This window comes from Pseudoalteromonas sp. S1612 (assembly GCF_005887175.1).
Classification (GTDB): Bacteria; Pseudomonadota; Gammaproteobacteria; order Enterobacterales; family Alteromonadaceae; genus Pseudoalteromonas; species Pseudoalteromonas undina.
In genome coordinates, this window is sequence record NZ_PNDH01000012.1 from 19,854 (window position 1) to 33,395 (window position 13,542).

Here is a 13,542-nt window from a genome sequence, read left to right on the forward strand (position 1 = left end):
AGTTATTCATAGTTAACATTACGTCTGTAAATAAATGGCTAACCATTACTGAGTGATGCCTTACGTTGAAGCGCTTTTATCAAGCGATACCAACATGACTTTTACAAGACCGCTGCTAAGCAATTAATATTTCAATTTAATTAATAAAAAATACAGTTTATGGTTTTAAATCTATAAACAACTTATGTTTACAGGCTTACACTTTTAAAAAAATGATTGTTAATTATACTTAGGCCTATATGAGCAAGTACTAAGTTGTAATTTTGGTGCTTTCTACACAATCAAACAAATTAATACAAAACCGTACAAGTAATAATAAACTGTTGAAATTAAAATGTTATTTATTGCTCATTAGCTAACGGCTGCTTCCATTCATGTAGTCAGTAGTTACCACTTAATACATTGCATTTAAGGTAAATTTGAAAACAAACTCAATTGGCTATTTTATAATTTTTAATTGCTTAAAAATGCCAACAATTAACAACGCACTTTTTATTTAAGGTAAACCAGATGATCAAAACACCTTGTTTTACTCAATTTAATTTGATTAGTATCATGTTTCTACTTTTATTAGCCGGTTGCTCAGAAAGTGAAGTCAGCACGCAAAAACAAAACGAACCACGTGCGGTTAAACTAATAACCATAGGTGATGAGTCGCAATCAAAAACGCTCACCTACCCTGCCACTATCGACACTATAAATAGCTCAAAGCTTGCTTTTCAAGTTAGCGGAAAGCTAGAAACGCTTAACGTTATTGCCGCACAAAATGTAAAAAAAGGCGATGTAATAGCCGTATTGGAACAACGAAACTTTATTAATGAGGTTAAGTCGAGCAAAATTCAGTTTGAAACCGCCGACAATGATTACCAACGTGGTTTAAAGCTCGCTAAAGATGGGGTTATTTCGCAACGAGATATAGAGCAACTAAAATCTAAAAAAGAAGTAGCTGAATCACAATATGACTCGGCGCAAAAAGCACTATCTGACAGTAAAATTATAGCGCCTTACGATGCCATTGTTGCTGAGGTGCCAGTAAAGCAGCTTGAAAACATAAGCGCGGGTCAACATGTTGTTACTTTATTTGGTAAAGGCGAAATGGAAGCGGTGGTAAATATTCCCGCTTCAATTGTGGCCACGGTTGACTCTAAGCAAAACAATGTAGCGTCAGTTATTTTACAAGATGTATCGACTCCCCCCATTCCTGCAACGTTTAGACGTGCCAATTTAGAGGCCGACTCTGCGAGTCAAACCTATGAAGTACGATTTGCATTTGCTGTACCTAATAACCTTAATATATTGCCGGGTATGAACGCCAGTCTGCAGATAACCCGTGAAAGCAGCTCAACTACTAATCGTTTGTTAGTACCAACCTTTGCTATTTTTGAACAAAACGGTGAACACTTTGTATGGACGGTTGACGATCAAACTATGCAAGCTTCTAAAACTCCCGTTACTATTGAAAATGGTATTGGAGAACAACTCATTGTCACTGACGGTTTAAGTGCTGGCGATGTAATTGTTGGTGCAGGTGCAAACTATGTAACTGAGGGTATGAAAGTACGTCCTTGGACTAAAGCATAGGAGCGCGGTAATGGATTTAGCAAAATGGACAATCAATAATAAATTAATTAGCACCATACTCATTATTTTAACGCTAGGGTTTGGTTTTTCATCCTATAAAAATATGGCGCGGTTTGAAGACCCCGAATTTATAATTCGCACCGCGCAAGTGTTTGTCTCGTACTCAGGTGCAAGCCCACTAGAAGTTGCAAAAGAGGTCACTGAGCCGCTTGAACGTGCAATTCAAGAACTACAAGAAGTTGATACTATATCGTCCACCTCATCTACAGGTTTATCTGAAATTAAAGTAGAGATTAAATCAGAGTTTTCTCCGACTAAATCTGAGTTGCAAGTTATTTGGACTAAGCTCAGAAACAAAATAAATGACACACGTCCAACATTACCGCCTGGTACTGGCACGCCACAAGTTTATGACGATTTTGGTGATGTGTATGGCTTGAGCTATTTAATAACCGCCGAAGGGTACTCACCCGACGAGTTACATGCCTACGCTAAAGATTTGCAAAGTGACATTTTACAAGTAGAGGGCGTAGCCAAAGTTGCTATGACAGGCGTGCAGCAAGAAGGCATATTTGTAGAAATAGCTCGTGAAGAGTTAGCCTCTTTAGGCGTGTCTATTAATAATATTTACGGCATTTTAGATGAGCAAAACGCTGTATTGAGCGCTGGTAACACTCAAATTGGCGATCAACGTATTTTTATCGACCCTACCGGAGAAATAAACTCCGTTGATACCATTAAAAATCTATTGGTTAGTGCCAGCGGTGAAGGTAAAACAATTTATCTTAAAGATATTGCCAATGTATACCGTGGCTTTCAAAGCCCAGCAACCAAGTTAGTCCGCTATAACTCAAAACCTGCAATTTCACTTGGGGTTGCTAGTGTATTGGGTGCTAATGTGGTTAAAGTATTTGACCGCGTTGATGACAAAGTAAAACAAACTGAAAACCTCAGACCGCTGGGTATCACAGTGCATGAGTTTTACCACCAAGGTAAAGTAGTCCAAGATTCAGTCGACAACTTTGTAGTGAATGTTTTAGTCGCACTGGTGATCGTAATGGTTACCCTGCTGCTATTTATGGGTTTGCGCTCAGGAATTATTATTGGCGCCGTATTACTGCTAACCATTTTTGCGACCCTTGCGACCATGGATTTGAGCGGTATACCCATGCATCGAATTTCTCTTGGAGCGCTGATTATCGCGTTAGGAATGATGGTTGATAACGCCATAGTTGTGACCGAAGGGATTTTAGTTGGTACACAAAAAGGCCGTAAAAAGTTAGAAATTGCTAGCGAAGTCGTCAAGCAAACTAAATGGCCACTACTGGGTGGTACCTTGGTAGGCATTGTTGCCTTTGCGCCTATTGGTCTTGCCCCAGGTGATACCGCTGAATTTACCGGCCATTTATTCTGGGTTATTTTAATTTCTCTATTATACAGCTGGTTATTTGCCATTACCCTAACCCCCTTATTTTGTTATTGCTTGTTTAAAGAGCAAGATAGCGACACCTCAGGCTCAGCAAAACCAAATAAACTCATGGCGTTATATCAGTCTGTTGTGGTTTCGGCATTGCATCACCGCTGGCTTAGTATTGCCATTGTGGTTGCCACTTTCTGTGTGTCTATGTGGGGATTTCAATTTGTAAAATCAGGTTTTTTCCCAGCTTCTACTACACCGCAAATGGTGGTTGATTTTTGGCTACCACAAGGTACCGATATTGAAAAAACCAAAAAAGATATGCTGAAGTTAGAGGAATTTGTAAAGCAACAAAATGGCGTTGAAGGTATACAAACGCTTATTGGTGGCGGCGGTCTTCGCTACATGCTTATTTATGGTAGTGAGTCACCAAATAGTTCTTATGGGCAAATTTTAGCTAAAGTCGATGACTACAAAAAGCTAGATCAACTTTTACCTACCGTACAAAATTACATTGACGATAACTTTGTCGATGCTCAAGGCAAAGCATGGCGCTTTGTGATGGGCCCTGGTGGGGGCTCTAAAATAGAAGCCACATTTAAAGGCCCAGACCCAGATGTATTAAGAGAGCTAGCTGCACAAGCAAAAGGAATATTAATTGATGATGGCGGCGCTCTATCAATTAAAGATACATGGCGACAACGCATTAGTGTTATTGAGCCACAGTATTCTGCCATTAATGCACAGCGCGCTGGTGTAACGCGTAAGGCAGTTGCTGAAGCCTTACAGCAAAATTTTTCGGGGCAAATCGTTGGGCAGTATCGTGAAGGTGAAGAGCTCATTCCTATTATTGTTAGAGCACCACAAGCTGAACGTGTCGACATAAACGATATTGGAAATATTCAAGTACAAAGCAATATCACTGGTGAAACACTGCCCCTTGCGCAAGTAACCAATGGTTTTAAAACCGTCTGGCGCGATGGTATTTTAAAGCGTGAAGACCGCGAATGGACTATAAAAGCCCAAGCCGATCCACTACCAGGTGAACTAGCCTCAGAGTTATTTAATCGGGTAAGGCCTAAAATAGAAGCCATTGACCTACCTCAAGGGTATCGACTTGAATGGGATGGCGAATACGGACAATCGAAAGAATCTAACGAAATGCTGGCCTCAACTATTCCGCTGGGCTTTTTAGCTATGGTGCTGATTGTTATTGTGTTATTTAACGCTTTAAAACAACCAATTATTATTTGGCTTGTCGTGCCATTAGCCTTAATTGGTGTTGTTTTTGGACTGGTAACCACACAAATTCCACTAGAGTTTATGGGCATATTAGGATTGCTATCGCTCTCTGGTTTGTTAATTAAAAATGCCATTGTATTAGTAGATCAAATGGACATGGAAATTCGCCAAGGTAAAGCTGCATATAATGCCATTATCGATTCGGCAAATAGTCGGGTAAGACCGGTAATGATGGGCACACTGACCACGGTGTTAGGGGTTATTCCACTGTATTTTGATGCATTTTTCCAATCAATGTCTGTGGTTTTAGTATTTGGATTACTGTTTGCTACCCTGCTGACTTTAATCGTGATACCCGTGCTATATGCTATTTTTATGAATGTTAAACAAAATCAGTAAGCGAGTAATTAAGCTCTAAATTGTAGGATTCGGTTAAACAATGTTCTGCTTTGACCGGATCCTTATTATACTTTAGTCAAAACTACAGTTAATTTAATAAACTTTATAGTAATTCTCATCCTTTATAATTATTATACAGTTACAAAATGTTTTCGTTTTGAAATTCAATAATAACACTTACTCCACGGATACTTTCATGCCAATAAAACGCTTACTGATCCTCTTTTTATCTTTAGCGTTTAGTGAAGCTGTTATTATGCTTTTTTTAGCCGCATTTGTTACCCAGTTTACCGGTGTTTGGCTTTCAGTAATATTAGATTCCAGCCTTATCGCGTTAGTAGCGATTGTCACTACCCTTTACTTATTTCGCGATAATGACTTTGTAACTCACCAAAAGCTCAGAACTGAGTTCCTTATTATAAAAATAGCTATGATTGTGTTCACTGTTGAAGCAATCATAATGTTTGCCTTTAATTTTGATGCTCTCATGTTAAAACAATGGCAAATCATGCTCATTGACGGCTTAATTTTAAGTAGCTTAAGTGTCTCGCTTATTTATTTATTTGTAATTAAATATGCTTTTTCATTAAATCAATCACATAACACACAAAAAAACACGACAAAACTGACTAGTTCATTGGCCTACTTTTGCTCTGCGGTATTGTTATATATCGCCTTATATATGTTTTACCAAAGCCAACTACAAACACGTATTAATAATGTTATACAACATGAAAAAAATGAATTAAAACAAGCAAAAAAAGCTTTTTTACAACAACTTAATCATGCCTCTCGTGACTTACTGATTCTAAGAAACAATCATCATTTTAAAGATCATAACATTTTAAGTTCGGTCAATAGAGCTCAGCTAGAGCAAGACTATGCTAACTTTATTTCTATTAAAAACTTTTATACACAAATTCGAATTCTTGATCTAACAGGTAAGGAACTATTAAGGGTGCATAGAGACAAGCACAATGTTGCTATAGTCTCAGCAGAGCAGCTACAAGACAAAAGCCATCGTTACTATTTTAAACAGGCTATAAAAATGAACCCGTCAGCTATTTTTATTTCCCCATTAGATTTAAATTTTGAAAACGGTGAGATAGAACGCCCTTTTAAACCAATGATACGTTTAGCTTCTGTGCTAATGGGACCCAAAGGGACTAAAATAGGGTTACTTATCGTCAACCTTGAAGGAGCTCACTTACTTAGCCAATTAGACAATATCTCAAAAAATTCATCAGGCAATATTATGCTGCTTAATAAAGACAGCTATTGGTTATTTGGAGATACCAATAAGCAATGGTCATTTATGTTTGCTAACAGACCGCAACATCGTTTTAAAGATCAGCAGCCACACATATGGCAAAGCATGCAAACCCAAGCGAATGGAATTATTGAAAATGAAAACAATGTTTACATTTATGAGCACTTAACCTTATTAAACGACATGTTGCTCCCAAATAATATCGCTAATAGCCTAATAAACAGACCCGAATGGACATTAATAAATAAAGTCCCGCTGGCTAAAATAGAGAGTGAGTTTAGTAGCTTAAAGAAACTTATTATCGCTCTTTATCTTGGTATTATGACGTTAATGATATTTGTTATTTATACTTTTGCCATCCACACAATTAAAAGAAGAAAATATCAAGCCAAAGTAGAAAACTATGCTTATTTTGACAGTTTAACAGGGCTTTATAACCGCCGTATTTTTTTGGAGCAGCTTGATTTAGAAATCATAAAAGCAACGCAGCTTTCCTGCCCTTTGGTACTTATGTACCTTGATTTAGATTACTTTAAACCCATCAATGATGAATTAGGCCATGGTGCAGGTGATGAAGTTCTTAAAGAGGTGGCGATTCGCATCAAAAGTTGTTTACGACAACAAGACATTATTGCGCGCATTGGGGGAGATGAATTTGCAGCAATTCTTCCTCAGTTAAACGATAAAAAAGCAATCGCGGATATTGCAGAGCGAATTATCACAAGTATTAACACCCCCTTTACTATTTTTGATCAGCAATGCAGCTTAGGTATAAGCATTGGTATTGCAACCAGCGCGTCAGAAACTCAAACCAGCATTAAGCTTAAAACACAGGCAGACCAAGCACTTTATGAAGCTAAAAACTCCGGCAGAAACTGTTATCGCTTTTCCAAATAAACATTTTAAATTTAGTATTTTATAAATTTAAAATAAGCTTTGAAGCGAATACTTTTTTAAGGCATTAATTATCACTTTAAGTTCTAGCTTTAGCGATTAACATAGTTGGAGTTTTATTATATAGTGGGGTTAAGAATTCATTGCATAGTAATGCATTAAGATTCATTCATTAAATTAACTATTCAAATTTATCAAATAAATAACATATCAAGTGCAGTCTATGTGTCTTCTATTTAGTCATACAAACAATAAATGTAAAAACAGCTTTATTTCAAATCAAAATTTTAAAAACGAGGCATTCTCATGTTATCAAAACGCATAATTCCTTGTTTAGATGTAAAAGATGGACAGGTCGTTAAAGGGGTTAAATTTAAAGGCCACGAAGTGGTTGGCGATGTACTTACCCTAGCTAAAGCCTACAGCGAAGCCGGTGCTGATGAACTGGTGTTTTACGAGATCAGTGCAAGTGTTGAAAAACGCTTACTCGATGTTAATTGGGTTGAAAACATTGCCCGCCATATCGATATTCCATTTTGTGTAGCCGGTGGTATTAAATCGGTAGCCGATGCAGCTCGTGTGCTTGAACGTGGCGCTGACAAAATCAGTATTAATAGCCCTGCAATTGCGCGTCCAGAGCTAATTAAAGAATTACATGATGAGTTTGGCAAGCAGTGTGTAGTTGTTGGCATTGACAGCTTTTATGATGAAACAACCGGTGAATATCTAGTTTATCAGCTTACTGGCGATCCTAATGCGTCAAGCCGCACCCGATATAAAACCGAAGAATGGGTTAAACGCGTACAAGACTTAGGTGCTGGCGAAATCGTTTTAAATTGTATGAACCAAGATGGTGTTCGCAACGGTTACGACAACGAGCAACTAAGCAAAATACGCCAGCTGTGTGATATTCCTTTAATCGCCTCAGGCGGTGCAGGCAGCATGCAAGATTTTGTTGATGTATTTCAACAAAGCCAAGTAGATGGTGCGCTCGCAGCCAGTGTTTTTCACAAAAACGTGATAAACATCGGTGAACTAAAACAATTTTTAATCGATAACCAAGTGGCAGCAAGACTATGCAAGTAACCTTAGAAAACCAAACTCAAGTTGATTTCGCTAAAAGCGAAATGATCCCTGCCATTGTTCAAGATGCCCGCTCTGGCGTGATTTTAATGCAAGGCTTTATGAACAGCGAAGCGCTTAAAGTAACACTTGAAAGTAATAAAGTGACTTTTTATTCGCGCTCTAAATCGCGTTTATGGACCAAAGGCGAATCATCAGAAAACTTTTTAAACGTGGTATCGGTGCATACCGATTGCGATTACGACTCTATACTCGTACTTGCAAACCCAGAAGGCCCAACCTGTCATTTAGGCACGCAAAGCTGTTTTGGTGATGATGCAAAACCAAGCTTGAGCTTTTTAGCGCAACTTGAAGATGTCATTGTTGCACGTAAAAATGATGATCCAGCTAAAAGCTACACCGCCTCACTGTTCGCAGAAGACTTAAGCCGTAGCTGTCAAAAAGTAGGTGAAGAAGGTGTAGAAGTGGCACTTGCGGCAATGAAACACGACAACAATGAACTTACCAACGAATCGGCCGATTTGTTGTATCACCTTGTTGTACTATTACAACGCCAAGGGTTAGAACTCACTGATGTAGTTGCTTGCCTACAAGGTCGTCATAAGTAAATACAACGATTACTGTGTGCGCCATTATGTGGCGCACATCGTTATAATAAGCCATAATTTTTCTTTTTAATTCAGCCTTCTCAATAGCATTTATTCTCTCCCTTAGGTATCCTTTAGCTAATATTCAAGGAATAGCTATTACAAAAGGATAGCGCACTATGAAAACTTATATATCGCTTATACTCACTGGTCTTATTTTGTCTGGCTGTAGCAGTTTAACCAGCGAGCAAAAAGCCAAATTAGACAACTTAACGCCATGTGAAAAAATGGATGGCTTAATAACCGAATTCGATAATCGCTTTGATGCGTTAAAAGACACAAAAGTACAAAACTCATATTTAGATGTGTGGACTGCAAAGTACAACGTTTTTGGCGATAACTGCCAAGTGACTAGTTTTAACAATCAAACTGTGACCTATCAATGCCAAGAAAGCTACAAAGATCAACAGCAAGCGGTAGCTATGCATCAACAAGCAGTTGAACTCACTCGACAATGTTTAACTAAAACAAACAACTGGTTAGAAACACAAAAAGAGTCAGAAACGTCGCTGCGTACCACCTTTGTACTTGATGATAAGTCGCCGGTTATTTCTGTTTATACCAGCAAAACGTTATCAAAAATTAAAACTTGGTCGACCTCTTTAGAAGTAGGAAAGCCCGTCGCCACGAAATAATAACGAGAGAATGTATGCGCCAAACACCCAGTAAACAATCCACTCATTTAAAAACAGACTGTATCGGTGAATGTTATAGAATGAATGGCTACTGTACTGGGTGCGGTCGCACCAGCGAAGAAATATTCGACTGGATTATTTTAACTGCCGAACAAAAGCAAGCAATATTGGCCTCCCCTCGTGAAGATGCCAAAAAAGACTAGCTTAAATTTTTAACCGTTAAGGCGCATTACGCTGTGATGGGTCACGTTTAAAATCTTTGCTTAATTGCTTAGGATCTAACGCTTCACGTTGTTTGCTGGCGCCTTCTGCCCACCACATTAATTGATTAAAGGTGCGCGAAAAATAGCTATCCCACGATGTTTGCTCTGCCCTATTGTTTGCTTCACCACTTTCGATAAACACATCTTGCGCTTTTGGTACATGGATCATAGCTGATACCGGTAAACAACCTAGTTCACTTAAAAAGCTGCGCATGCCAACAGCAGCGCGTACACCGCCCCATTGCCCTGCAGAATAGGTCACAATCGCGCTGGGTTTATAGCCAAATAGAGAACTTCCAAAATGGTTTAGCAAATTAGCGAGTGCCGGACTCAAAGAATGATTATATTCAGGGCTTACCATAACAAAGCCATCGCTGGCTTTAATTTTTGCAGCTAAGTCATCAAGCTGTTTAGGTACCTCAGCCTGCGAATAAGCAAAGTGCGGTTTAAACACAGGGTCTAAATCATAATCGAGCGGATCAATAAGCTCTATTTCATGCTCAGAGTAATGCTCAACCAAACAACGCTCACATGCTTTCGCTACCCTTTCCCCTAAACGCGCAGGCTTAGGTGGGGTACTTTTTCTAACCGAACCGAGAAAAATTAAAAATTTCATGTATCGGCACTCCTTTTTAATTGCAAAAATAAATACCTCAAAAAAGTTTGAGGTATTTACTGTACGGTTTAAGCTTTATCGAGTGCTTGGCTTACATCGGCAATAATGTCGTCAATGTTTTCAATACCCACCGATAACCGAATTAAATCGCGGCTAACGCCAGCATTGGCGAGCTCTTCATCATTTAATTGGCGGTGCGTGGTAGATGCTGGGTGGCAAGCCAGCGATTTAGCATCGCCAATATTTACCAAGCGTAAAATCATGTTTAGGGAATCAATAAACCGCGTACCAGCCTCTAAGCCACCGGCAATACCAAAACTTAAAATACCTGACGCTTTACCATTGGTAATTTTTTGGCTTATTTCGTTATACGGGCTTGATTTTAATCCCGCGTAATTAACCCAAAGCACCTTAGGATGGCTCTCTAAATATTCAGCAATTTTTTGCGCGTTTTCGCAGTGACGATCCATTCTTAGCCCTAACGTTTCAAGGCCAATTAAAATGTCTGATGCGTTTTTAGGTGCAAGCGCCGCACCGGTATTTCTAAGTGGGACAACACGGCAACGGCCAATAAACGCCGCCTCAGCAAACGCATCGGTATACACTACATTATGGTACGACGGATCAGGCTCATTCATCATCGCAAAACGGGATGCATTGGCTTTCCAGTCAAACTTGCCCGAATCAACAATCATGCCGCCAATCGCGGTTCCATGACCGTTAATGTATTTAGTGAGCGAGTGCACCACAATATCGGCACCTAACTCAAATGGACGACACAGATACGGCGTAGCCACGGTGTTATCTACAATTAAAGGCACCCCTTTAGTGTGGGCAATTTTCGCAAGGCGAGCAATATCAACAATATTCCCAGCAGGGTTACCAATTGATTCGCAAAAAACCGCACGCGTGTTTTCATCAATCGCGTTTTCAAAACCGTCAAAATCATCGGCTTTAATCATTCGCGCCTCTATACCTTGGCGCGGCAAGCTGTGGGCAAATAAGTTATAAGTGCCACCATACACTTGGCTGGTGCTTACAATATTAGTACCCACTTCACATAAACATTGAATCGCATAGGTAATCGCCGCCATACCCGAGGCCACAGCCAGTGCACCAATGCCGCCTTCCATCGCCGCAATACGCTGCTCAAGTACCGCATTGGTCGGGTTCATTATGCGGGTATAAATATTACCCGGCACTTTTAAATCAAATAAATCAGCACCATGCTGGGTATTATCAAAGGTGTACGAAGAGGTGTTATAAATTGGCACCGCCGCTGACTTAGTTGTGGCTTCAGATTCATAACCATGGTGCAACGCTAAAGACTCAAGTTTCATAATTTATTCCTTCAATATAGTTACATCTAACGTAGCATTTAATGGTTACAAAATGCACATGAAATATACTAAAGAATGTTGAAGTAATTTGATTGGATGCTGTATCTAATTCTACCGTTCGCTCATATATTCAAGAAAATGAGCCAAGCGCGCATATTACTCCTCTAAGTATTTATTAAACACAATAAAAACTTAGTGATAGTAATATGTTAGGTAATTTGTTAAAACTATATGTAAAAGAAAATGAGCGCAGCGCTGGTTTGAATATGTGCGATGAGCGCACTATTAAGTTGTTAGATTACTAGGAGAATCCCGTGACAACTGGAGAATGGATAGCAACAGTTATAGGTTCAAATGCTTTTACACTCGGCTTAGCGACTTTTATAACTAATATAATGATTAAGAGTTCAGAATCAAAAGCAAAAACAGCTAATGATATTAGAGATGCAACGATAGAGAAGCTAGAGACAGATTATGACTCTATTGAAAAAGAACTTGCCAAGTTAATGCCTTTGAAAGATGAGGTGGATAAAAAAGAATGTGATCTTGAGATTGCAAAGAAAGATATCAGGCGCCTAAAATCTGTTGTCACTTCTCATGGACGACAACAGAAAAAGTTTTTAAATTATATTGAATCCCAAGAAAATGAAGTATCAAGGCTAGAAAACAAATTACTCTCTTTAGCTGAAAAGTTTGATGGTATTCGCGACAAAAATGCCAGTGAAATTAATGAACTAAGGTTCGAGTTGATAGGTGCATCACGCTCTATACAAATAGTTAAGAGAACTATAAATAAACTTAAGAAAGAAGTAGAAGACGAGCAAAAGCCACGCTTGATGCTTGAGTAATCTAACAAGTCATTTAAAAGGACAAAAAACAGTTGGTTTTTGCTCCTTCGTCGCTTATTTTAACCAACTATTTTTAGCCTCTAAATGAGGCGTAAGTGCAATCAGCAGTAGTGACATCAAAAAGTAGGGAAGTATGAGTATTAATATAAAGTGGGATGAAGATTGTCGTTTTAAAGTGTTAACAGAAGGTGGCTTTACGTTTAATGTTGACGCTACAAGTGAGAAAGCTCCTTGTCCAACGGAAGTTCTATTGTCAGCTTTAGGTTCATGCAGTGCGACGGATGTCGTCTTGCTTCTGCAAGAGCAAGGTTTTGAAGTTAAGGGTTTAGAAAATACGGTTACTTTCGCCTTAACGGAATCAGAGCCTCGTTTATATAAATCGGCAAACTTGCACTTTATAGTAAGTGGCGTCGGTTTTCAGGAGTCTGACATTTTGCGAGCAGCTCAAGAAGCTGTAGGAAAGCATTGTCATGTTTGTCTTATGTTGAGTCCTACGATCGATATCACTTATTCAGCAGAAGTTGGAAAAAATTGCACTTAACTAGGCATTAAATATGCTCCCTACGGTCGCTCACACTAGCAAGCTCGCGCGGTTCATGGAGGCATTATTTGCTTCAATTAGTCGGAGCATTACTCAAGCAAGGAGAGAGTATTTTGACATTAGATGAATACAGAATAGAATTTGAACAATCTTCAAACAGATCTATTTCAATGCCGGTTGCTGGAACCATAATTTGGGGTTTAGTTGGATTTCTAAGTACACAATTTAGCGCAAATATTTCTATATATATTCTACTTTTTGCAACAGGTGGTATTTTTCCTATAGCTTTAGTAATTGCTAAATTTAGAAAAGAGAACTTAGTTTCCTCATCCAACCCTTTAGCAAAACTAATGGGCCTATGCATAGTGATGGTTAATCTTCTTTGGGCTGTCCATATACCGTTACTTTTAAATGCACCTGAATTTGTTCCTTTGAGTTTAGGCGTTGGCTTAGGACTTCATTGGGTAGTATATTCTTGGATCGTTAAACATCCTGTTGGCTTAATTCATGCTGTGTTAAGAAGTATTTTAATTGTAGCCGCTTGGTATTTATTCCCTAACAGTAGTATTTTAGCTATCTCTTGCGTTATCGTTTTAACTTATTTAATAAGTATCTATCAAATGTTAACCAGGAATATGATAAGAACATAACAAACACCTAAACTACGACAATGTAAAGTTGTCATAGTTTTGGCAAACAAAAATCCACGCCAACACATTGCGTGTTAGGCGGTTGTTAGTTGTTAATGATTACCTTCGTTTTTATG

The 13,542-nt window shown here is 38.7% G+C and carries 12 protein-coding genes; 10 read left to right on the forward strand and 2 right to left on the reverse strand.

The window, feature by feature from the left end; all coding sequences use genetic code 11:
* The first annotated feature begins 510 nt into the window (after nucleotides 1-510).
* The 7 genes from CWB78_RS05570 (at nucleotide 511) to CWB78_RS05600 (ending at nucleotide 9,371) form a co-directional block, all read left to right on the forward strand.
* Complete coding sequence (locus CWB78_RS05570; protein WP_138594560.1) at nucleotides 511-1,581, forward strand: efflux RND transporter periplasmic adaptor subunit; 1,071 nt, start codon at nucleotides 511-513, stop codon at nucleotides 1,579-1,581.
* Between the two features lie 10 nt (nucleotides 1,582-1,591).
* The gene (locus tag CWB78_RS05575) at nucleotides 1,592-4,639 is read left to right on the forward strand and encodes an efflux RND transporter permease subunit (RefSeq protein ID WP_138594562.1); all 3,048 of its coding nucleotides are present in this window, start codon (nucleotides 1,592-1,594) and stop codon (nucleotides 4,637-4,639) included.
* A gap of 196 nt (nucleotides 4,640-4,835) precedes the next feature.
* Nucleotides 4,836-6,806, forward strand: a complete 1,971-nt coding sequence (locus tag CWB78_RS05580; RefSeq protein WP_138594564.1) for a diguanylate cyclase domain-containing protein — start codon at nucleotides 4,836-4,838, stop codon at nucleotides 6,804-6,806.
* Between the two features lie 303 nt (nucleotides 6,807-7,109).
* Nucleotides 7,110-7,889, forward strand: coding sequence for an imidazole glycerol phosphate synthase subunit HisF (hisF, locus tag CWB78_RS05585; protein WP_109874959.1), 780 nt, complete (start codon nucleotides 7,110-7,112; stop codon nucleotides 7,887-7,889).
* A complete protein-coding gene (hisIE, locus tag CWB78_RS05590; protein ID WP_055012038.1) occupies nucleotides 7,880-8,494 on the forward strand; it encodes a bifunctional phosphoribosyl-AMP cyclohydrolase/phosphoribosyl-ATP diphosphatase HisIE in 615 nt (204 codons plus the stop codon). Before hisF ends, hisIE begins: the two co-directional genes overlap by 10 nt.
* Before the next feature lie 158 nt (nucleotides 8,495-8,652).
* The gene (locus CWB78_RS05595) at nucleotides 8,653-9,168 is read left to right on the forward strand and encodes a hypothetical protein (RefSeq protein WP_138594566.1); all 516 of its coding nucleotides are present in this window, start codon (nucleotides 8,653-8,655) and stop codon (nucleotides 9,166-9,168) included.
* 14 nt (nucleotides 9,169-9,182) lie between these two features.
* Nucleotides 9,183-9,371, forward strand: coding sequence for a DUF1289 domain-containing protein (locus CWB78_RS05600; protein WP_138594568.1), 189 nt, complete (start codon nucleotides 9,183-9,185; stop codon nucleotides 9,369-9,371).
* Nucleotides 9,372-9,387: 16 nt separating this feature from the next.
* Here the strand turns inward: CWB78_RS05600 and CWB78_RS05605 are convergent, their stop codons facing one another.
* Entirely contained in the window at nucleotides 9,388-10,047 is a 660-nt protein-coding gene (locus tag CWB78_RS05605) for an NADPH-dependent FMN reductase (protein WP_138594570.1), read from the reverse strand.
* Between the two features lie 68 nt (nucleotides 10,048-10,115).
* A complete protein-coding gene (locus CWB78_RS05610) occupies nucleotides 10,116-11,387 on the reverse strand; it encodes an O-acetylhomoserine aminocarboxypropyltransferase/cysteine synthase family protein (protein WP_138594572.1) in 1,272 nt (423 codons plus the stop codon).
* A gap of 314 nt (nucleotides 11,388-11,701) precedes the next feature.
* Between CWB78_RS05610 and CWB78_RS05615 the strand changes: the two genes are divergently transcribed.
* From CWB78_RS05615 to CWB78_RS05625, 3 genes are all read left to right on the forward strand, one after another.
* Nucleotides 11,702-12,235: a hypothetical protein gene (locus CWB78_RS05615; protein WP_138594574.1), complete on the forward strand. Its 534-nt coding sequence runs from the start codon at nucleotides 11,702-11,704 to the stop codon at nucleotides 12,233-12,235.
* A gap of 133 nt (nucleotides 12,236-12,368) precedes the next feature.
* The gene (locus CWB78_RS05620; protein WP_138594576.1) at nucleotides 12,369-12,776 is read left to right on the forward strand and encodes an OsmC family protein; all 408 of its coding nucleotides are present in this window, start codon (nucleotides 12,369-12,371) and stop codon (nucleotides 12,774-12,776) included.
* Nucleotides 12,777-12,889: 113 nt separating this feature from the next.
* Entirely contained in the window at nucleotides 12,890-13,426 is a 537-nt protein-coding gene (locus CWB78_RS05625; protein WP_138594578.1) for a DUF7010 family protein, read from the forward strand.
* Nucleotides 13,427-13,542 lie beyond the last annotated feature (116 nt).